At 56.3% G+C, this 19,281-nt stretch carries 21 protein-coding genes, 1 tRNA gene, 2 rRNA genes and 1 pseudogene; 16 read left to right on the top strand and 9 right to left on the bottom strand.

The features are described 5' to 3' along the window. Positions 1 to 212: 212 nt before the first annotated feature. The 3 genes from GMO_RS03855 to GMO_RS03865 all read left to right on the top strand — a co-directional run bounded on the left by GMO_RS03855 (position 213) and on the right by GMO_RS03865 (position 3,260). Positions 213 to 2,948: ribosomal RNA gene (locus GMO_RS03855) — 23S ribosomal RNA — on the top strand. 76 nt (positions 2,949 to 3,024) lie between these two features. Continuing rightward, positions 3,025 to 3,139: ribosomal RNA gene (gene rrf / locus GMO_RS03860) — 5S ribosomal RNA — on the top strand. 44 nt (positions 3,140 to 3,183) lie between these two features. Then, positions 3,184 to 3,260 (top strand) — tRNA-Met (locus GMO_RS03865). Here the strand turns inward: GMO_RS03865 and GMO_RS13725 are convergent. Both GMO_RS13725 and GMO_RS03885 read right to left on the bottom strand, forming a co-directional pair. Continuing rightward, positions 3,217 to 4,881, bottom strand: coding sequence for a recombinase family protein (locus tag GMO_RS13725; protein WP_008850972.1), 1,665 nt, complete (start codon positions 4,879 to 4,881; stop codon positions 3,217 to 3,219). The two genes, GMO_RS03865 and GMO_RS13725, sit on opposite strands and share 44 nt — an antisense overlap. A gap of 378 nt (positions 4,882 to 5,259) precedes the next feature. After that, the gene (locus GMO_RS03885) at positions 5,260 to 6,177 is read right to left on the bottom strand and encodes a hypothetical protein (RefSeq protein ID WP_139064349.1); all 918 of its coding nucleotides are present in this window, start codon (positions 6,175 to 6,177) and stop codon (positions 5,260 to 5,262) included. A gap of 207 nt (positions 6,178 to 6,384) precedes the next feature. Here GMO_RS03885 and GMO_RS13510 point away from each other — a divergent pair, with 207 nt between their 5' ends. Further along, on the top strand, positions 6,385 to 6,900 hold the full coding sequence (locus tag GMO_RS13510) for a hypothetical protein (protein ID WP_139064350.1): 516 nt from the start codon (positions 6,385 to 6,387) through the stop codon (positions 6,898 to 6,900). A gap of 2 nt (positions 6,901 to 6,902) precedes the next feature. On the opposite strand, the gene GMO_RS03895 is transcribed toward GMO_RS13510, so the two are convergent. Then, the gene (locus tag GMO_RS03895) at positions 6,903 to 7,892 is read right to left on the bottom strand and encodes a LysR family transcriptional regulator (RefSeq protein WP_083813589.1); all 990 of its coding nucleotides are present in this window, start codon (positions 7,890 to 7,892) and stop codon (positions 6,903 to 6,905) included. Positions 7,893 to 8,036: 144 nt separating this feature from the next. Here GMO_RS03895 and ltnD point away from each other — a divergent pair, with 144 nt between their 5' ends. From ltnD to otnI, 5 genes are read left to right on the top strand one after another with little or no spacing between them, the layout of a single operon-like run. Continuing rightward, a complete protein-coding gene (ltnD, locus tag GMO_RS03900; RefSeq protein ID WP_040507835.1) occupies positions 8,037 to 8,957 on the top strand; it encodes an L-threonate dehydrogenase in 921 nt (306 codons plus the stop codon). Then, complete coding sequence (gene otnK, locus GMO_RS03905) at positions 8,954 to 10,243, top strand: 3-oxo-tetronate kinase (RefSeq protein WP_008850977.1); 1,290 nt, start codon at positions 8,954 to 8,956, stop codon at positions 10,241 to 10,243. The genes ltnD and otnK overlap by 4 nt, the downstream gene beginning before the upstream one ends. Beyond that, entirely contained in the window at positions 10,240 to 10,881 is a 642-nt protein-coding gene (gene otnC, locus GMO_RS03910; protein ID WP_008850978.1) for a 3-oxo-tetronate 4-phosphate decarboxylase, read from the top strand. The genes otnK and otnC overlap by 4 nt, the downstream gene beginning before the upstream one ends. Positions 10,882 to 10,912: 31 nt before the next feature. Continuing rightward, positions 10,913 to 12,301, top strand: coding sequence for a GntT/GntP/DsdX family permease (locus GMO_RS03915; RefSeq protein WP_040507431.1), 1,389 nt, complete (start codon positions 10,913 to 10,915; stop codon positions 12,299 to 12,301). Positions 12,302 to 12,326: 25 nt separating this feature from the next. Next, positions 12,327 to 13,124: a 2-oxo-tetronate isomerase gene (otnI, locus tag GMO_RS03920; RefSeq protein WP_008850980.1), complete on the top strand. Its 798-nt coding sequence runs from the start codon at positions 12,327 to 12,329 to the stop codon at positions 13,122 to 13,124. Here the strand turns inward: otnI and GMO_RS14510 are convergent. After that, on the bottom strand, positions 13,121 to 13,570 hold the full coding sequence (locus GMO_RS14510) for a hypothetical protein (RefSeq protein ID WP_217491381.1): 450 nt from the start codon (positions 13,568 to 13,570) through the stop codon (positions 13,121 to 13,123). The two genes, otnI and GMO_RS14510, sit on opposite strands and share 4 nt — an antisense overlap. Between GMO_RS14510 and GMO_RS14945 the strand changes: the two genes are divergently transcribed. Further along, positions 13,569 to 13,973, top strand: coding sequence for an IS5 family transposase (locus GMO_RS14945; RefSeq protein WP_083813609.1), 405 nt, complete (start codon positions 13,569 to 13,571; stop codon positions 13,971 to 13,973). The genes GMO_RS14510 and GMO_RS14945 overlap by 2 nt on opposite strands. Positions 13,974 to 14,351: 378 nt before the next feature. Here the strand turns inward: GMO_RS14945 and GMO_RS14110 are convergent, their stop codons facing one another. Beyond that, positions 14,352 to 14,951, bottom strand: a complete 600-nt coding sequence (locus GMO_RS14110) for a hypothetical protein (protein WP_139064351.1) — start codon at positions 14,949 to 14,951, stop codon at positions 14,352 to 14,354. Beyond that, the gene (locus GMO_RS13730) at positions 14,948 to 15,661 is read right to left on the bottom strand and encodes an XRE family transcriptional regulator (RefSeq protein ID WP_008850985.1); all 714 of its coding nucleotides are present in this window, start codon (positions 15,659 to 15,661) and stop codon (positions 14,948 to 14,950) included. The genes GMO_RS14110 and GMO_RS13730 overlap by 4 nt, the downstream gene beginning before the upstream one ends. Before the next feature lie 251 nt (positions 15,662 to 15,912). On the opposite strand from GMO_RS13730, the gene GMO_RS03945 reads away from it, so the two are divergent. Both GMO_RS03945 and GMO_RS14950 read left to right on the top strand, forming a co-directional pair. Next, complete coding sequence (locus GMO_RS03945) at positions 15,913 to 16,218, top strand: helix-turn-helix domain-containing protein (protein WP_245528419.1); 306 nt, start codon at positions 15,913 to 15,915, stop codon at positions 16,216 to 16,218. 122 nt (positions 16,219 to 16,340) lie between these two features. After that, positions 16,341 to 16,433: pseudogene (locus tag GMO_RS14950) on the top strand (hypothetical protein); the annotation flags it as partial. 18 nt (positions 16,434 to 16,451) lie between these two features. Here GMO_RS14950 and GMO_RS14620 read toward each other — a convergent pair. Genes GMO_RS14620 through GMO_RS03955 form a run of 3 tightly spaced genes read right to left on the bottom strand, consistent with a single transcriptional unit; the run spans position 16,452 to position 17,565 of the window. Continuing rightward, positions 16,452 to 16,607 carry a hypothetical protein gene (locus tag GMO_RS14620; RefSeq protein WP_245528420.1) on the bottom strand — a complete coding sequence of 52 codons (156 nt, stop codon included), beginning with the start codon at positions 16,605 to 16,607 and terminating at the stop codon, positions 16,452 to 16,454. Next, positions 16,604 to 17,089 carry a transposase domain-containing protein gene (locus GMO_RS03950; protein WP_040507433.1) on the bottom strand — a complete coding sequence of 162 codons (486 nt, stop codon included), beginning with the start codon at positions 17,087 to 17,089 and terminating at the stop codon, positions 16,604 to 16,606. Before GMO_RS03950 ends, GMO_RS14620 begins: the two co-directional genes overlap by 4 nt. Continuing rightward, positions 17,089 to 17,565, bottom strand: a complete 477-nt coding sequence (locus GMO_RS03955) for a hypothetical protein (RefSeq protein ID WP_008850989.1) — start codon at positions 17,563 to 17,565, stop codon at positions 17,089 to 17,091. The genes GMO_RS03950 and GMO_RS03955 overlap by 1 nt, the downstream gene beginning before the upstream one ends. Here GMO_RS03955 and GMO_RS14520 point away from each other — a divergent pair. From GMO_RS14520 to GMO_RS13745, 4 genes are all read left to right on the top strand, one after another. Then, on the top strand, positions 17,510 to 17,713 hold the full coding sequence (locus tag GMO_RS14520; RefSeq protein WP_245528436.1) for a transposase domain-containing protein: 204 nt from the start codon (positions 17,510 to 17,512) through the stop codon (positions 17,711 to 17,713). The two genes, GMO_RS03955 and GMO_RS14520, sit on opposite strands and share 56 nt — an antisense overlap. Beyond that, complete coding sequence (locus tag GMO_RS03960) at positions 17,686 to 18,279, top strand: baseplate J/gp47 family protein (RefSeq protein WP_008850990.1); 594 nt, start codon at positions 17,686 to 17,688, stop codon at positions 18,277 to 18,279. Before GMO_RS14520 ends, GMO_RS03960 begins: the two co-directional genes overlap by 28 nt. Beyond that, the gene (locus GMO_RS03965; RefSeq protein WP_008850991.1) at positions 18,276 to 18,695 is read left to right on the top strand and encodes a hypothetical protein; all 420 of its coding nucleotides are present in this window, start codon (positions 18,276 to 18,278) and stop codon (positions 18,693 to 18,695) included. Before GMO_RS03960 ends, GMO_RS03965 begins: the two co-directional genes overlap by 4 nt. A gap of 75 nt (positions 18,696 to 18,770) precedes the next feature. Beyond that, complete coding sequence (locus GMO_RS13745; RefSeq protein WP_408734792.1) at positions 18,771 to 18,965, top strand: hypothetical protein; 195 nt, start codon at positions 18,771 to 18,773, stop codon at positions 18,963 to 18,965. The last annotated feature ends 316 nt before the right edge of the window (positions 18,966 to 19,281 follow it).

Below are 19,281 nucleotides of genomic sequence, written 5' to 3' on the forward strand. Positions count from 1 at the left end.
GCCGTCTCCGGGTTGGTCTGACCCGTTGCGTTTGGAGCTCTGGCTCTGAAGGCGACGCTGAGGAGAGGGAAGAAGCATTCAGACGGCGTTTGAAAAGTGTGTCTGACACTGTGCGCAAGCCAGGATCTGGCAGCATCCTTTTCTGAGGGTGTGGCTGGTTTCTGTGCATGTGTTCATCCCGATGGGATGGGAGCCGTTCTGCGGCTCTGTAGTGTGAGAAAGAGAAGGGCGTTCGGTGGATGCCTTGGCACTGAGAGGCGATGAAGGACGTGGTACGCTGCGAAAAGCCATGGGGAGCCGCGAACAGGCTTTGATCCGTGGATGTCCGAATGGGGCAACCCCCTCGCAAGAGGATCATGTACTGAATACATAGGTGCATGAGGCGAACCCGGGGAACTGAAACATCTCAGTACCTGGAGGAAAAGACATCAACAGAGATTCCGCTAGTAGTGGCGAGCGAACGCGGAGCAGGCCAATGCCTCATTGAGAAGAAGCAGAACGGTCTGGAAAGTCCGGCAAGAATGGGTGATAGCCCCGTATGCGTAGTGTCTTGATGAGGATTCGAGTAGGGCGGGGCACGTGAAACCCTGTCTGAACATGGGGGGACCACCCTCCAAGCCTAAATACTCCTCAGTGACCGATAGCGAACAAGTACCGTGAGGGAAAGGTGAAAAGCACCCCGATAAGGGGAGTGAAAGAGACCTGAAACCGGACGCCTACAAGCAGTCGGAGCCTCTTATGGGGTGACGGCGTACCTTTTGTATAATGGGTCAGCGAGTTTCTGTTTGCAGCGAGCTTAAGCCGTTAGGTGTAGGCGTAGCGAAAGCGAGTCTGAATAGGGCGACTGAGTTGCTGGCAGAAGACCCGAAACCGAGTGATCTAGCCATGGCCAGGCTGAAGGTGCGGTAACACGCACTGGAGGGCCGAACCCACGCCTGTTGAAAAAGTCGGGGATGAGCTGTGGCTAGGGGTGAAAGGCCAATCAAACTCGGAGATAGCTGGTTCTCCGCGAAATCTATTGAGGTAGATCGTCGGGTGTTTACCCTGGGGGGTAGAGCACTGGATGGGCTAGGGGGGCCCAAAGCCTTACCAAACCTAACCAAACTCCGAATACCCAGGAGTATAGCCCGGCAGACAGACAGTGGGTGCTAAGGTCCATTGTCGAGAGGGAAACAGCCCAGACCACCAGCTAAGGCCCCTAAATCGTGGCTAAGTGGGAAAGGATGTGGGGATTCCAAAACAACCAGGAGGTTGGCTTAGAAGCAGCCATCCTTTAAAGAAAGCGTAATAGCTCACTGGTCTATTAGAAACCCTGCGCCGAAAATGTAACGGGGCTCAAGCCACGTGCCGAAGCTGTGGGTGCATACTTTGTATGCGCGGTAGCGGAGCGTTCCGTAAGTCTGCGAAGGAGACGGGGTGACCCTCTCTGGAGATATCGGAAGTGCGAATGCTGACATGAGTAGCGACAAACAGTGCGAGAAACACTGTCGCCGAAAGTCCAAGGGTTCCTGCGCAAGGTTAATCCCCGCAGGGTGAGCCGGCCCCTAAGGCGAGGGCGAGAGCCGTAGTCGATGGGAACCAGTTGAATATTACTGGGCCTGCCAGAAGTGACGAATGAAAGATGTTGTCTGTCCTTAACGGATTGAACAGGCTTTTCGATCATTCCAGGAAACAGCTCTGGCGTATAGACCGTACCCGAAACCGACACAGGTGGACTGGTAGAGAATACCAAGGCGCTTGAGAGAACGATGCTGAAGGAACTAGGCAAATTGCTCGTGTAACTTCGGGATAAACGAGACCCAATCGTGGGCAACCATGGTTGGGTGGCACAGACCAGGGGGTAGCGACTGTTTAGTAAAAACACAGGGCTCTGCGAAATCGTGAGATGACGTATAGGGCCTGACGCCTGCCCGGTGCCGGAAGGTTAAGAGGAGATGTGCAAGCGTTGAATCGAAGCCCCGGTAAACGGCGGCCGTAACTATAACGGTCCTAAGGTAGCGAAATTCCTTGTCGGGTAAGTTCCGACCTGCACGAATGGCGTAACGACTTCCCCACTGTCTCCAGCATCGGCTCAGCGAAATTGAATTCCCCGTGAAGATGCGGGGTACCCGCGGTCAGACGGAAAGACCCTATGAACCTTTACTGCAGCTTTGCAGTGGCATCAGAGACATTCTGTGTAGGATAGGTCGGAGGCTTTGAAGCCGGGGCGCCAGCACCGGTGGAGCCACCCTTGAAATACGACCCTGAATTTTTCTGATGTCTAACCGAGACCAGTAAGCCTGGTCCGGGACCCTGCATGGTGGGCAGTTTGACTGGGGCGGTCGCCTCCCAAAGTGTAACGGAGGCGCGCGATGGTGGGCTCAGGCCGGTCGGAAACCGGCTGTCGAGTGCAATGGCATAAGCCCGCCTGACTGTGAGAGTGACAGCTCGATCAGAGACGAAAGTCGGCCATAGTGATCCGGTGGTCCCACGTGGACGGGCCATCGCTCAACGGATAAAAGGTACTCTAGGGATAACAGGCTGATCTCCCCCAAGAGTCCACATCGACGGGGAGGTTTGGCACCTCGATGTCGGCTCATCACATCCTGGGGCTGGAGCAGGTCCCAAGGGTTCGGCTGTTCGCCGATTAAAGTGGTACGTGAGCTGGGTTTAGAACGTCGTGAGACAGTTCGGTCCCTATCTGCCGTGGGTGTAAGAGACTTGAGAGGATTTGTCCCTAGTACGAGAGGACCGGGATGAACAGACCTCTGGTGCACCGGTTGTCACGCCAGTGGCACAGCCGGGTAGCTAAGTCTGGACAGGATAACCGCTGAAAGCATCTAAGCGGGAAACCTACCTCAAAACAAGGTCTCATAGAGCCGTGAGAGACCATCACGTCGATAGGCCGGGTGTGAAAGTGCAGCAATGCATGCAGCTAACCGGTCCTAATCGCTCATACCTCTCACATACAATACATGCACAGAAATCAGTCACACTCAAAACCAACCTCCTTCCTCCCTCCCAAAGACAGGGTGGGCTGGAAGACCTGGTGGCCATTGCGAGGGCCCTCCACCCGATCCCATCCCGAACTCGGCCGTGAAACCCCTCAGCGCCCATGATACTGCACCTCAAGGTGCGGAAAAGTCGGTCGCCGCCAGGTCCCCCAGTCCACCCCTCCCATACACCAACATCATCAAACACCACCGCGGGGTGGAGCAGCCCGGTAGCTCGTCAGGCTCATAACCTGAAGGCCGCAGGTTCAAATCCTGCCCCCGCAACCATTGAACCCTGCACTAAGAACTTCTCTAGAACGCCGTGGTCCGGATGGACTGCGGCGTTCTTTTTGTTCAACGCAAAGCCCAGCATTGCCGCCAGGTCCCCCTCAAGAAAAATCCCGAGTTCCCCATTCTCTGGAATGAGGCGGATTCGTGTGATCAGGGACCGGATCGCTTCTCTGGCTTGCGTCCCGGTGGCCTCGTTTTGCAGGCTGGCGTGAAGAGACGCGATCTTCTGGCGATACAGCTCCGCCATGTTGGGATGCAGCAGAGACGGCGGGGAAGGGGCTTTCGCTAGTCGTTCCTCTATCTCGGCCTTGCGGGCTTCGAGTTCTTCCATGCGTCTCTTGAGAGCAGGGCTGGCAAAGCCGTCGAGGATTGCCTGCACCGCTTTGTCGAGTTCGCGCTCGATTTTGGGAAGTTCGGATTTTAGAGCAATCAGATCGGCCCCTTTTTCCATCCGCAGACGGTTTATCTCGTGTGTGAACTCGTTGCAGAATTCTTTGAAGAGCGCAGGATCCATCATCTGGGTTCGCAGACCGTTGAGAACGGATTTCTCCAGAACATCCCGGCGGATCGTCAGGCGGTTCTCGCAGGTGCCCTTGTTCCGGGCGGTCGAGCAGCCGAGGTGATGTTTCGAGATCATCGAAAACCCACCGCCACAACAACCGCATTTGATGAGGCCTGTCAGAAGATGGGTCGGACGTTGCAGGGCGTTGAGGGGATGAACGCCGCTACCGAGGAATTTCTGGGACCAGGTCGTTTTGCTCTGGCGGTCTTTGACCGCATCCCAGAGATCCTGCTCGATAATCCGGAGGTCAGGCCCGTCCTGAAGAACCCATTCCGATTCAGGGTTGAGGCGGGAGACGCGTTTCCCGGTGCTCGGATCCTTGATGTAGCGCAGGCGGTTCCAGATCAGCCGGCCGATATAGAGTTCGTTGTTCAGGATGCCTGTACCGCGTTCCCGGTTGCCATTGATTGTTGACGGACTCCAGGCTCCGGACAGGGGGCCGCGATGGCCTTCGGCATTCAGAGAAAGAGCAATGGATTTGGGGGATTTGCCGTCGGCATAGTCCCGAAAGATCCGACGGACGATCTGGGCCTGATCGTCGTTGATACTGCGTTCGCCGCAGATCGCCTCGCCATGACCGTCGCGCTGTTTGACAACGTCATAGCTGTAGCACAGGCCACCACCGGATTTGCCCTGTTCGACGCGGCCGCGCAGACCGCGGCGGGTCTTGTTGCCCAGTTCCCTGAGGTAGAGCGCATTCATCGTGCCGGTCAGGCCAATGTGCAGGTGATTGATCTCGCCTTCTGAGAGCGTGACGATCTTTATCCCTGCAAAGCTCATGCGTTTGAACAGACCGGCGATGTCTTCCTGATCTCGTGACAGGCGATCCATGGCTTCGGTCAGGAGAATCTGGAAGCGACCCGCATTGGCATCCGTAATGAGCTCCTGGATCCCCGGGCGGATCAATGACGCTCCGGAAATTGCCCGGTCAGAATAGCTATCAACGATCGCCCAGCCCTGTGTGTCAGCATAACCGCGGCATGCCCGGAGTTGATCTTCAATGGACGCATCCCGCTGATTGTCCGAGGAGTAACGCGCATAAAGAGCAACTTTCATGGTGGGCTTTTCTTTTTTTGGGTGATGTGATCTTGGTCAGGGAACGACCAGCCTGATGTTCGTAGCATTGTCGGGCCGCTTCGCGGGCTAAAAAACGGACAAGAATAATCAGGGCGACTGAGGGCTCACGATCCTGCTCAGGCTTTTTGCGCGATGACTCTGAAGAAAATTGCGAGGACATGATGAAGCTCCGACAACGGTGCTTCATTCATCACTCGTCAGTATAAGAGAAAAAAATTCGTTGCCGCTAAAAATATTAAATAATTTTAATTAATATTTGCAACTGTGATTCTAAGATCGCCAATAACAGGGGATTGTTGCTCGTGAGGTCTGAACGTTGCTGATCAGGCGCGCTCCAGTATCCTTTTTGAGACTGCCTTACTTTTGATTGGGAGGGATATATTTCCTGAAGATATCAAGAAAGACCTCTGGCACTTCGGAAAAAGTGATTACGCAGGTGGCCCCCTCCTCTGCATCATGATCAATGGCCTCTGTCTTGTACTGTCCCATGGCGGCCAGCGATGTTGGGAAAAGATTATTTTCACGATAGGACGGGGAGGCCTGACAAGAGAAAGCAGAGGTGGTGATCCAAGTCGAAGTATCGAAACCTTTCGGAACATCCGGACGAAAAAGAGGTTCTGGCTCAAACGCAATACCCGTCAAAGGACTGACGGGACGCGATTTTTTTCGATACTCAGGCATAAAACAGTGTCCTCGCTGAAGGTGGGCAGCTTTGATATCGCTTTTGATGAGAACGAGTTCGTGTAGGCGTAAGATAGGTTCAGGGGATGGTTTCGTTTGTTGCTTGACGGTGAGTTCGTTTTGCAATGCTAACGTCAGAGCAATGGTGCCTGTGGTCAGGTAGTCCCAGTCTGTATGGTTCAGGATCGTGTATCCGGCCCGAATATCGCGATAACCCAGATCTTCCTCAGTCTCTGGCCAGTCGGCTCTTGCTCCCGTTGATGGATCTTCGACAGCTGAGGACAGAATATTCATCGCTCCCAGAATATGTCCAACGGAGTGGAAATGATGTTTCAAAAGCATAAATCTAGTTCGACAGGTACTTGTCTCAGGCGCACCCGCTTTTCCATTTCGGATACAAACATATGCATCCTGAGCGTGTCTTGCAGCGGGTGCGGATTGCGCTCCCGTTTTTCGTCTGGCCATCGCAGCAATCAGGCATGAATTCAGCTCAGGAAGAGATTTTTGCGCCAGTGAGCAAAAACTTCCAAAAACAGCATGATCAGGATCAGTCAGGGCGTTTGTCAGAAAATTCATCTCCCGCTGCATCTTCATGAGACGCAGACGTCCATAAAAATATGTTCTGATCCTCATCCGAGGGGAGATGACTTCCGTGACCTGCTGGTTCAGGGCCGGTCCTGCCTTGGGGTCCTAAGCAAACGCGTATGCGGCCTCAAGGAGAACGGCCTGCAGTCTCAAATTCATGCTCTCTGCGGGCAACGACATCGGCAGTTCAAGCGGAGGAATTGGCGCGGGAGCTTTGTGACGGGGGCGGCTGATTATGTGAACACGCCGATTGTCGGGACGACCATACACAAGGACTCCCTCTCCGAGCCGTCCAGGGATGGTACTATGAAGTCCGGTGAGGTCCGTTACCTGCCCTATAGTCAGAAATCGGACGTCGATCAGGTCATCAATACGGGCGATACGGTGAATGCACAGGTCACATTCGAAATCAAACGCAAGGGTATCGGGCATTTCGGGCCCGCCGACCGTGCGAACACCCAGGCTTTCAGGATGATCCTCGACAAGCCGGTCGTGCGGGGGTGGCATGTTCATCTGGAGCCAGGGCAGAGCACGGGTGACTATACGCAGTCGGGGCTAAGTGTACGCGTGTTTCTCACGGGAGGACGGCTGATGACACGCGAGAAAGGGGCTGTCGCATTCTCCGAAAAACACATGAGTCAGGGCGATGCTGATGTCCTCGCAAAAGGCACATTCGAAGTCATCAATGGCGGCATGGGGCTCATGGACTACAATGAATACGAATTGAGGTGACTTCAGATGCGAGCCGGGCGTCCAGACAGACGCTCGGTCTTCTGTACCGGTCGCAGCGTTTTCTTCAGTTCGTCGAGAACCTTCATGGTAGGGCGCGACTGATTGCGGGATTTGAGCATCAGAATTCCATATGAACTGATCGCGATATTCACATCGGACGAGACGATCTGGATCTGCCTGTATTTGGCCTGCTGATTGGCCACTGCGGCCGAGAGAACTGTCAGCGCGTCCGTTTTTTCCAGATAGGCGAGAGTCATCAGCAGGGAGTCGCTTCCGATGATGTCTTTCGGAAGAGGCAGATTCCTGTCTTGGAAGATGCTTTCGAGTTTGCTGCGCGACTTTCCCCCTTTCCGTTGCAGGACCCACGGAAAAGGCGCCATATCCTCCAGTCGGACCGGGGCTGTCTTCCTGAAGAGAGGGTGCTCCTGACGCGCTGCGATGACCATGGGTTCCTCTCCGATCGGGGTATAATGACACGCCATGCTCCGCGCATCTTCCGGTGCCCGGCCGATCATGATGTCGATGTCGCCATTCATCAGGTCATGAAAAAGCCCAACACTCGATCCGGTACGGATTTCGAGCGATATATCCGGGTTATCACGCTGAATGTTGAGGACAGCCGTTGTCAGGAGATCGACCACGGGCCCGTCGATGGCACCGATTGATACGGTGCCCGCCCCACCCGAAAGAAGCGCATTGAACTCGTCCCGTGTGCGGTCAAGTTCATCGAGCAGATTATTGGCATGCCGGGTCAGCACACTGCCATAGGCGTTGATGACAAGACGGCGTCCTTCCCGCTGGAAGAGTGGGATACCAATCACATCTTCGAGATCCCCCAGCAGCCGCGACGCGGCGGGCTGCGCCAGATTGAGACTTTCAGCCGCGCTCTGGAGCGTGTTGTGGCGTGAAAAAGCCTGCAATAGCTGGAGATGCCTGAACTTCAGCCGGATATCGACGAACCACGAAGGGGGTAACAGCTGCTTCTTTTGCATGGGCTCAACATAACATGAGTAACATGAAACATAACAATTTATGCATTATACCTATCATAAAATATGTGAATTATTTCCTTTTAATCATCTCTGCCTTGTGCAGCAGGTGCAAAGAAAACTTTAGCACTTCAGATGGGGGCGACGATGCAGGGTAAGGATCAGACAGGTCAGATCGGTGTGATCGGCCTCGGAGCGATGGGTTTTGGTGTTGCGAAATCGTTGTTGCGTGAAGGCTTTCCGGTCGGCGCCTATGATGTGCGTGCAGAGGCTCTGACAGCGTTCGAAACTGAAGGCGGCAGGGCCTACACGTCACCTGCTGCTCTCGCAGCGTCCTGTGACATCCTGATCATTCAGGTCGTGAATGCGGAGCAGACAGAGCAGGTCCTCTTTGGCGAACAGGGGGCCGTGAACACGCTGAAACCTGGTTCTCTGCTCATTTCCTGCGCGACTGTGGCGCCAGCCTTCATCGAGAGCCTGGAGACGCGCCTGAGGAAGCGCGACATCTGGCTGCTTGATGCGCCGATGTCCGGGGGCGCCGCCAAGGCTGCTTCCGGCGAGATGACGCTGATGACCTCCGGCCCCGAAGAAGCCTATGCCCGTGCGGAAACGGTTCTGCCCGCCGTGGCCGGGAAGGTCTATCGGCTCGGAGCCAAAGTGGGTGTCGGCACCCGTGTGAAAATCGTCAACCAGCATCTGGCCGGCATTCATATCGCCGCAGCTGCCGAAGCCATGGCTCTGGGACTGCGGGAAGGTGCCGATCCGGCGACCCTGTTCGAAGTCATCACCAACAGCGCTGGCAATTCCTGGATGTTCGAAAACCGGGTGCCCCATATTCTTGCGGGAGATTACACGCCGCTGTCAGCGGTGGATATTTTCGTCAAGGACCTTGGCTTGGCGCTTGATACGGCCCGTCGGACGAAATTTCCCCTTCCTCTGGCGGCAACGGCCCACCAGATGTTCCTGAACGCGTCCGCCGCAGGGCATGGTCGGGAAGATGACTCGGCAGTCATCAAGATTTTCCCGGGGATTACGCTTCCGTTTTCCGACAAGGGAGAGGGAGCATGACCAGAGCCGGTGCTCTTATCGGCTGTATCGCCGATGATTTCACGGGCGCGACCGACATTGCCAGCACGCTGGTCCGTGCAGGCATGAAAACGGTGCAGACCATCGGCATTCCTGATGCGGATGATCCGATGATCGCCGATGCTGAAGCCATTGTCGTCGCCCTCAAGTCGCGCACCATTGCAGCCGAAAAGGCGGTGGCGCAGTCACTGACCGCTCTGGATTCCCTGCGGTCTGCCGGCTGCCAACAGATCGTTTTCAAATACTGCTCCACCTTCGATTCCACCGAAAAGGGCAACATCGGTCCCGTTGCGGAGGCGCTGGCCAAGGCTCTGGGACAGGAGGTGACGATTGCTGCGCCCTCTTTTCCGGCCAATGGGCGCACGGTTTATAATGGTCATCTCTTCGTCGGTCATACGCTGCTCAATGAAAGCGGGATGCAGCACCACCCGCTGACACCGATGAAGGACGCCAATCTCGTACGCGTGCTTCAGGCCCAGTCCAAAGGGACTGTCGGGCTGATTGACCTTTCGACGGTCCTCAAGGGGGCGGAGCAGATCAGGGCAGGAATCGGGAAGGCGAAGGCCGACGGAGCCACTCTTCTTATTGTTGATGCAATTTCCGAAGCTGATCTGACAGTGATCGGACAGGCCTGCCGCGATCATGTCCTGATCACGGGCGGTTCGGGAATTGCCTTGGGGCTGCCCGACAATTTCAGAGCGAGCACCGAACTTTCCGCTGCGGATGCCGCAGTTCTGCCCGCCGTGGCTGGAAAGGATGTCGTTCTTGCTGGCAGCGGTTCCCTGCGGACGAATCTTCAGGTGGCACGTTGGATCGAAGCTGAGCGGCCAGCTTACCGGATTGATGTCATGAAGCTGGCTGCCGGTGAACCGGTTGTGGAAGAGGCGGTTGCCTTTTTCGACGCTCACGCTGATCAGACCGTTCTCATCTACGCAACCATCCCGGCCGATGAACTCAGACAGGTGCAGGTTGCGATAGGAGTCCAGAAGGCGGGAGAAATGGTCGAGCACGCTCTGGGCCGTATCGCGCAGTTTTTGAAAAACTGGGGTGTCAGGCGTTTTGTCGTTGCCGGCGGAGAAACGTCAGGCGCCGTTGTCCAGGCACTTGACGTCAAGGGACTGCGTATTGGCGCGCCGATTGCGCCGGGCGTTCCTGCAACCGTATCAACGGGCAGCGTGCCGCTCGCACTTGCCCTGAAATCAGGCAATTTTGGTGAGGCCGACTTCTTTGAAAAAGCGCTGCTGGCATTGTCGGGAGGTCGGTCATGACGGATGAAAGAGCATGCCGTGAAGAAATTTGCGCGATCGGAAGGGATCTGTACGCGCGCGGGCATACGAGCGGAAGCGCGGGAAACATCAGCGCGCGTCTCTCTGACGGCTGGCTAATCACGCCCACAGATGTCTGTCTGGGGCGCCTCACACCCGAGGGGATCGCCAAGGCCGATTTTGAAGGAAACTGGGTTTCCGGTCCGCGTCCGTCCAAAACGGTCACCCTGCATCGCAGGATCTATGAGCAGAGACCGGATTGCAACGGCATCATCCATACGCATTCCACCCATCTCGTCGCGCTGACGCTGGCGGGTGTGCATGCCGAGAATGCTATCCTGCCCCCGATCACACCGTATCAGGTCATGAAGATCGGGCGTGTTCCGCTGATCCCCTATGAACGTCCGGGATCGCCGAAAGCGGCAGTTCGCGTGGCCGAACTGGCCTCCTCGGTCAACGGAGTCATGCTGGATCGTCTCGGGCCGGTCGTTTGGGGCCGCAGTGTGACGAGTGCAAGTGATGCGCTTGCCGAACTCGAAGAGACGGCCCGCTTGTGGCTGATGACCACACCCCGTCCCGCACTGCTGGATGATGCCGCACTGGCAGATATCGCGGCTGTGTTCGGGGTGAAGTGGGACTGATTTGGCCTTTTCGAAAGCAGGAGAAGTCCTGATGACCCCGATGGTTCTTCTGGCCAGCGCCATTGCAGGCATCGTGCTGATGCTGGTGCTGATCATCCGTTTCAAGCTTCATCCGATCCTGACGCTCCTTATCGTCAGCATGTTTGTCGCGCTTTTCGCCGGAATGCCTGCCGCCAAGATCGTTCCTGCGATCGAGGCGGGAATGGGCAAGACGCTGGGCCATATCGCTATCATCATCGCCCTCGGGGCGATGATCGGAAAGATCGTGGAGATTTCAGGGGGCGCCCAGGTTCTCGCGCGCGATCTTATCGCACGTTTTGGAGACCGGCGCGTCCCGTTTGCCCTGACGCTTGCAGGGTTCCTGATCGGCATTCCGGTCTTTTTCGAGGTCGGCGTGATTATGGTCATGCCGTTGCTCTACGGTGTGTCGAACGTAACCCGGCGTTCTCTCATGATTTTCGCACTCCCGATGTGTGCGGCCATGCTGACGGTGCATTCGTTCCTGCCGCCGCATCCCGGTCCGGCCGCTGCCGCGGCACAGATCAGTGCAAATATGGGGCGCATTCTGGCGTTCGGAGTGCCGATTACCCTTATAGTCTGTGGGGCCGGGGCTCTGATTGCACAGCGCATGACACGCTGCGAGTTCACATATGCGCCAGACATCCAAGCCGCGGTCAGTGGATGTAAGGATGGAACGTTCAATGCCCTGCCAGAAGCATCCGTCCATGCGTTGCCTTCAGCCGAACCGCCCGGATTCTGGCTGATTGTCGGGCTGATCCTGCTCCCGATCATCCTCATCATGCTTGGCACCATGCTGTCGATCTTTCTGCCGGCCGCCTCTTCCTATGCCGGAGCTGTCCACCTTGTCGGCTCGCCGGTAACGGCGCTCCTGCTCGATACCCTCTTGGCCGGCTACACGCTCGGACTGCGACGGGGATGGAGCTTTGAGCAGGTCTCAACGGTCATCGGGTCTGCGGTGCCCGGTGTGGCCCTGGTGATCCTGATCGCAGGCTGTGGCGGCGTGTTCGGGAACATCTTGGTGGAAAGCGGCATCGGACACGTCATCTCTGACATACTCCGTACGACCGGACTGCCTGCGCTCGCCCTGGCTTTTATCCTGAGCATGATCCTGCGCGCAGTGCAGGGATCGACGACGGTGGCGCTTGTGACGACCGCAGGGATTCTCGGCCCTATGATCTCGGAGATGCATGCCAACCCCAACCAGCTTGCCCTACTCGCGCTTGCCATGGGGGGCGGGGGGCTATCGGTTTCCCACGTCAACGACGCAGGGTTCTGGATATTCACGAAGCTGTCCGGGATCGACGTTGCCGATGGGCTGCGTACCTGGACCGTTCTGACAACCACGCTCGGTGTCCTGGGGTTTCTGGCCACCTGCCTCCTGTGGCCTTTCGTCTCGTAATTCATTGCAAGGGAAGTCTCTCGCCATGCCTGCTTTTGCCGCAAACCTGACCATGAACTACCCGGAGCTTGAATTCCTCGAACGTTTCGATGCTGCTGCGCGTGACGGCTTCAGGGGAGTCGAATTCCTGTTCCCTTACGCTTTCGACAGGCAGGAGTTGTGCGCACGGGTCAGGGGAAACGATCTGCATGTCGCACTGTTCAACGCTCCACCAGGAGACTGGGATCGAGGTGAGCGTGGACTGGCGGCGCTCCCCGGTCGTGAGGAGGAGTTCCGCCGTACGATCGGGACGGCACTGGAATATTCCCAGGCTCTCGGAAGCAGCTGCCTGCATGTCATGGCCGGTTTGCGCGACACCGAGATGTCGCATGAGAAGCAGATGGAGACCTATTTGCGGAATATCGAATATGCAGCTTCCCAGGCGCAATCCATCGGACTGACCATCGTTCTGGAGGCCATTAACACGCGCAACATGCCCGGTTATTTCCTGAATTATCAGGAAGAGACGAAAGCGGTTTGCGATCTGGTCAGGGCGGATAACGTCAGAATCCAGTTTGACCTTTATCACGCGCAGATTATGCAGGGTGACCTCGCGGTTCGACTGGAAACCCTGTTTGGATCAATCGGTCACATTCAGGCGGCCAGCGTCCCGGAGCGGCACGAGCCGGATGAGGGAGAGGTCAATTACCCCTATCTCTTCGCTCTGCTGGACCGTCTTGGCTATCGTGGCTGGATTGGATGCGAATACAATCCCCGAGCTTCGACATCCGAAGGCTTGGACTGGTTGCGTCCATGGCGTGGCGCTATCGCAGAAGCACCCTAGCGCTCGTGAACAAAGCTTGACGGGGCTGCACGAGATTGATTCAACGCTGCCATTTGGAGATGGCTTTGGACGAGACGATCGGGGCGACGGATGCGGAATGGGCGCTGATCGGTCCTCTTCTGCCGTCTGAGACGGGGCGCGGTTGCCGTCCTGCTGGAGATAACCGTCGGTTCTTCGATGGCATGATGTGAATGGTCTGCACGGGGGCGCAGTGGCGGCATCTTCCGCCCTGCTATGGCAAGTGAAACAGCGTGTTTCGCCGTTACCGCCACTGGGTCGAGCAGGGCGTGTTCGATGCCCTGCTGGAGACACTGGCGGAACTGGTTGGCCACGATCGCTCGGCCGATATGATCGACAGCACGGTCGTGCGGGCCCATCACTGCGCCGCGGGCATAAAAAAGTGCTGGCCCGGCCGAGGCGCTTGGCCGATCACGGGGAAGGTTCATAACCAAACTCCATGCCCGCTGCGACGCACGCGGCCTCCCGCTCGCCTTCGTCCTGACGCCCGGACAAGTTCACGATCAGCAGGGCTTTGGGCCATTGTTCCAAGCCATCGGCGGTCGTCTCGACAGGCTTCTGGCGGATCGTGGCTACGACGCCGATCAGATCCGGGCCGACATCGCCTACGCCGGTGCCCGTCCGGTGATCCCGGCCAAACGCGGGAGGCGAAACCCCGCCAGCCACGATTGTCATGCCTACAAGCGGAGAAACCGTATCGAGCATATGTTCAACAGGCTCAAGAACTGGCGGTGTGTCGTCACCCGATACGACAAGACCGCCCAGTCCTACCTCGGCTTCGTCTCTATCGCCTCAGCCTTCCTTTGGATCAGCTTTGTCCACGGGCGCTAGGAGCTTTTATCCCGACCTACAGTATCGAAATACCAACGCATATATAGCCTTCCCAAACTTCCTCAGAGCATACCTAGGCTCAGGACCTATTAATTTATTGAATGGAACGGATCAGGCCGTTTTTCCCTGAGGGAGGACAGTCAGTATGGGAGAACTAGGAAGTGGGATTGTCCGGGACGTTGCGGGATCTCACGGGATCTAAAACGGCGATTTCCCGGGCGCGATGTGACGGTCGCCCAGAAAGAGGCCGTTTGAAGCGATTTGCCTTCGGTGATCCAGTTCAGGCGATAGAGACAAACAGTTTGGAACCGGAACCGGCATTTAGGCTTCGTGGATTAGTGCCGTTTAAGAAGCGTTTTAAACCGGCTTAAAACATTCCTACTCGTCAGCCGTCTGCTCGTCTTTGTCGCGCTTTGGGTCATAACTGATTTGTGGGACGGCAATGGGATGGACGCGATGGGATCGCACGACTTTCTCGATCTCGTTTGCGCGGGTGACAGCAGCCTGATCCCTTGTGCCGCCTACGGTTTCACATCTGTTTTTCGTGATGTCTCTGTCTAGATCACTCAGGTAGGGCGAACCAGAGCGCATGAGAACAAGTCTCCACGCACAACTCTGTGTGTTATTGACCCGTACAGCGCCTGCTAAAGGCTCAGAAAACATAGTGGAGACATTGGAGATTGCTAAATAATCTCCAGAATACGCATTGATATATTCTCTTACAAACTGATCCTGAAAGTCCATGCAATCTTTAAGAGAGTAGTCTCCTCTATTAAGACATGGAGAGAGGTATTCTACTGCCTCACTTGCCAGATTTTTGGGTAAAATATTGCTGGTATCAGGCAAATGGAAGCTTTCTCCTCTCTTAGGACCAGAACCTTCAGCTGCCTTTGCGAAGGTATTGTCACCCCAGATCGTTAAAAGTCCTAGAGCCAAAAACAGGGGAGCCGTTACCGCGATCCGTGTTCTTCTGATCATGACAGGCCCATTCCCATTCTCCAGACTACTCTGCCGATGATTGTTATTGGCGAGCCGCCGTCTTCGGTCATCTGGCGCATTTCTGCAGCGCTGATTTCATCTGGAGGATAGCGGGGATTGTCGCTGGCGACCGTTAGGTTGCCGTTGGCCCGGACGGACAGGCGTTTCACCAGGAGCTGATCGCCGACACGCAAACCGTAAACGCCACCCGTGAAGATAGAACGATCGTTCAGGTCGAGGACGATAATATCTCCAGAGCAAATATATGGCTCCATGCTGCCTCCACGAGCACGAACCGCAATAAGCTTCCTGTATGGCTTTAGTAATTCAGTAGGAAGAACATCCGAGCTTATAGAGAATGACACCACTTCTATGTGAGGATTTGCTGTAAACCCGAAACCCGCTGATAATTCCACGTCATACCCGGATATTAATTTTGTTTTTTCGTCTGCTTTTTCTGGTGATGCAGGCGACTTTTTTTCGGAAACAGCGGGGCTTTGCCCTTCATCGCCGAACAAAAGCCAGGCAGGCGATACACCGCAGGCTTCAGCCAGCTTTTCGATGTTCGTCAGCTTCCATTCTTTGCCGTTCTGATAACCACTGATCGTTGTTGTTCCCATGCCCGCACGGGCAGCGACCAATTCATTCCCACCAGCCGCTTTAATGGATTGTTTGAGCCGTTCAGCCCGTTTTTTGGCTTCGGGGTTCATAACGCTAACTGCGAAATACCGAAAAACGGAAGATAGCAGACTGATTTCTGTGAGTTTTTCAAAGGTTGTGATCGGTTATCCACAAAAAAGTGGTTTTTACAAACTCCGAACTTACCGTTTTCGGTTGTCGAGCATCCCGAAAAGTGTATTCTCACCGTCAATCCTATCGAGCAAACGGGACCGCGAAAGTTCCCGGTGATGGGGGTCAAGAAAAGGGGCGGCTGGCACCGCCCCGGTCGAGGAGAGTTATCATGGCACGAAAGCCAAAAGGAATGCACCCCGAGGAGATCGTGGCGCACTTCCGTATGAAATACGGCAGCCTGAGCGCTTACGCAAAGAAGATCGGGAAAACGGTTCATGCCGTTTCGAACGCTATCCGCCAGCAGGGATATTTCCTGCCGATCCAGCGCCTGATCGCAAAAGACATGAACATGTTGCCGCATGATGTATGGCCTGAGTGGTTTCTGTATGACGGCACGCCCGTCTCCGTTCGTGCCAATCGGATTTCTATTGAGGAATCCTCTGCTGATCTTCGTAGAAACGGAGTGGCGGCATGAACGTCATTGAGATCCCGCTGTCACAGATCGAGGTCGGTGATCGTCTGCGGACGGTAGACCCGGCATGAGTCGAGTTCCTGGCGGCTTCTATTGCGGAGCGTGGGCAGGATACGCCGGTCTGGGTGCGCAAGATCGGACGCAGTGACAGGTATTCCCTGATTGCCGGTGGTCATCGTATCGCGGCCCTGAAGGAAGCCGGAAAAGAGATCGCGATTGCGTCTGTCAAAAAGGTCTCAGAGACGGAAGCGCAGCTTCTTGAGATTGACGAGAACCTGATCCGTCGTGAGCTGACGCCTCTGGATCGCGCGACGTTTCTTGCGCAGCGCAAGACCGTTTACGAGAAGCTGCATCCCGAGACGAAACAGGGCGGAGACCGCAAGTCCGATCAAAGCGCAGAGCTTTGCGGTTTGATCCCTGCGTTCATCCACTTGGACGCAAAGTTCCGGCCGTTATCGAGGTAACACATCTTGGGAATACCATAGGTCTCGACCATGTCGCCAAACGCCAGACGGACAGTCTCGGCATTCTCGGACTTGTCGATCCGCCAGGACAGGATCATGTCGGAAAACAGATCCTGAAAACCCACCATGACCGGCCGTCCGATCGTGCCGTCTTCCCACTTCACGAACACGTCCCAGCGATGACCGTTCGCGTTCACAGCCTGGAGGGCATGGAACACATCACGCCGCCGCTGCTGTGCCGGATAAATCCGACTCAACGTCGTCGAGGAAAGCCCGACACGCTGCGACAACTCGCGACGGGAAATGCGGCCATTGCTGCGCTCGCGGCGTAGCAGATTGCCCAGACGTTCAAGAAGCGCCTGATGGCGGTTCATGATCGCCGGATCTTTCAGGCGATGAGTAGCAGCCATCACGCAGCCTCCTTGCCATCAAATCCCGGAAAATAGGGCGAAAAGTCATGGACGATCGTCTTGCGCTCAAACTCCGATGCCTTGCTCCAGGCCGCATTGCAGGCCACCGACGGCATCTGTGCTGCGGCATATTCCACAATCTGCTGCTGCTCATCCGGGTCACACTTGCGCCAGAAAGACAGGAACTTCTCCAGCTTTTCCGGGGCTGGCGGCCTTGGCCGGTTTTCAAGCTGCCGGACGATCTCGCCAACGTTGCGAACGTCCGGATGCTGGACAACAAAGAACGCAACCTTGCGCTGCTGGTCAGGCGTCAGTTTTCCGAGCGTCATGAGCTGTGCGCCGGAACCGGCCAGCCATGTTCCCGAGATGGTTTTCCGCACATCATCGACGATCAGCCCATGCAGCTGCACGGCCGTCTCAATGGTCCGGCGTGACAGGCCCAGCTTCTCCGCCGTCGCTTCGGAGACGGGCGGCATTCCAAACCGGTTCCGCTTCAAGGTGAAGGAAGACGAGCCGGTGGGCATCATGACGCAGCTTGGCGTCGAGGTGCACTGGACGACGCCCTACTCGGGCCAGTCCAAGCCGATCGAGCGGGCATGGACGGGTCTGCCCAGTGGGCGGTGACGTCGGCTGTGACGATCGCGGCCGGGGCGTCCGCTTCGGTTTGCGTGCAGGCGACGGTGGCGGGCACATCCGGCAATCTGGCAGCGAACACGGCAGGTACGCTCGTGTCTCCTGTTGCCGGGATCTCCTCGGTGGTGTCCGATCAGAACGGGATTGCTGGTGGCGCGCCGATCGAAGCCGTTGAGAGTTGGCGGGCGCGGATCATTGATGCAATCCGCACGCCTTATGGCGGTGGAACGAGTGCCGATTACGAGAAATGGGCCACGGCGGCTGGCGCAGCTTACGTCAACGTGGTGCTTGGATGGCTCGGACGTGGGACTGTGGGTGTGATCGTCGCCATGAGTGGTGGCGTGGCAGGGCTTGCCCAGTCTCTGAATGGTGCTTCGCTGGCCGTACTTGATGCCAACGGCTCTCTCATCCTTGGCGGAAAGCCGCGTCTCGGTGTGTCTGGCGAAGGCAATCTGACATTGCCGACGCCACTGCCGGACAGCACTGCCAATTACACACCGGTTTCCGGAACAAACGAAATCTATTCACAGGCGGGATCGCTGGGAGTGGCACAATGAAGATGCGTTTTATCGGCGTTTTAAGCGCCTCTCTCCTGTGTTTTGGAGCCGCCTATGCCCAGGCTCCCGTCCAGACGCGCGGTGGCGGCATTCAGGGACAGGCGAAAAACTCAACCTGGACGATCGGTCCTGACGGGATTGCGCATTTTGCCGCGATCGATCCGACGACCGTGATCAGCGGTGTCAATCTCGGTGACCTGGTCACGCAATTAAATGCAGCGCTGACGGGCGTGCAGAACGCTGTCGCGAAAAGCGAGGTCGGGATCGTCAACGGCGTTGCAGGACTGGACGCCAGCGGAAATGTGACGGCCCCGCTCAACACTCCCGGTGCGGTCGTTTCCCTAGGAACGCAGCAGTGGGGCCTTATCAAGGGCACGCCTGTTCTGGCCAATGACACGGGCGTTGCGACGCCCTAGGCAGATCTTCCGGTCAGAGGCTATGACAGCAACCGGATCAGGTCATCGCTTGCAGAACGCAATATTACTGCCTGTATTTCCCCGAAAAAGAACCGGAAATCAAAGCCACCTTACGACTGGCATCTGTATAAAAAGCGCCACCTGATCGAAAACATGTTTGCAAAGCTTAAAGACTGGCGGCGTATTGCCACCAGATACGACCACTGCGCTCACACATTCATGTCCGCAATCCACATCGCAGCAAGCTTCATCTTCTACCTCAAGGAATGAGTCCTGAGCCTAGATTGCGCAGCATCGGGCCAAGCGTGACCAGAAGCCGCTCTTCGGCCTCGGTCGGCGAAATACTGCGGGTGGTGCGCGACAGAAGACGCATACCCAAGCGGTCCTTTGTACGCCATACGATCGTAAAACGCTTCGCTTCTTCCTCGTCCAAAACACAACTGGCTACTGCCAAAATCGTTTCAACCAGCCTTGTGGATCGTGCCTGTTTTGGCTGTTTCTCCGTAAATATGGAATAAAAAATGATACTGGCATGAGTGATCCGGAAACGCGAGTTGTCGAAGAAGACGAACTATTGATATTTTGC

It is taken from the genome of Gluconobacter morbifer G707, from assembly GCF_000234355.1.
GTDB classification, from domain to species: Bacteria; Pseudomonadota; Alphaproteobacteria; order Acetobacterales; family Acetobacteraceae; genus Gluconobacter; species Gluconobacter morbifer.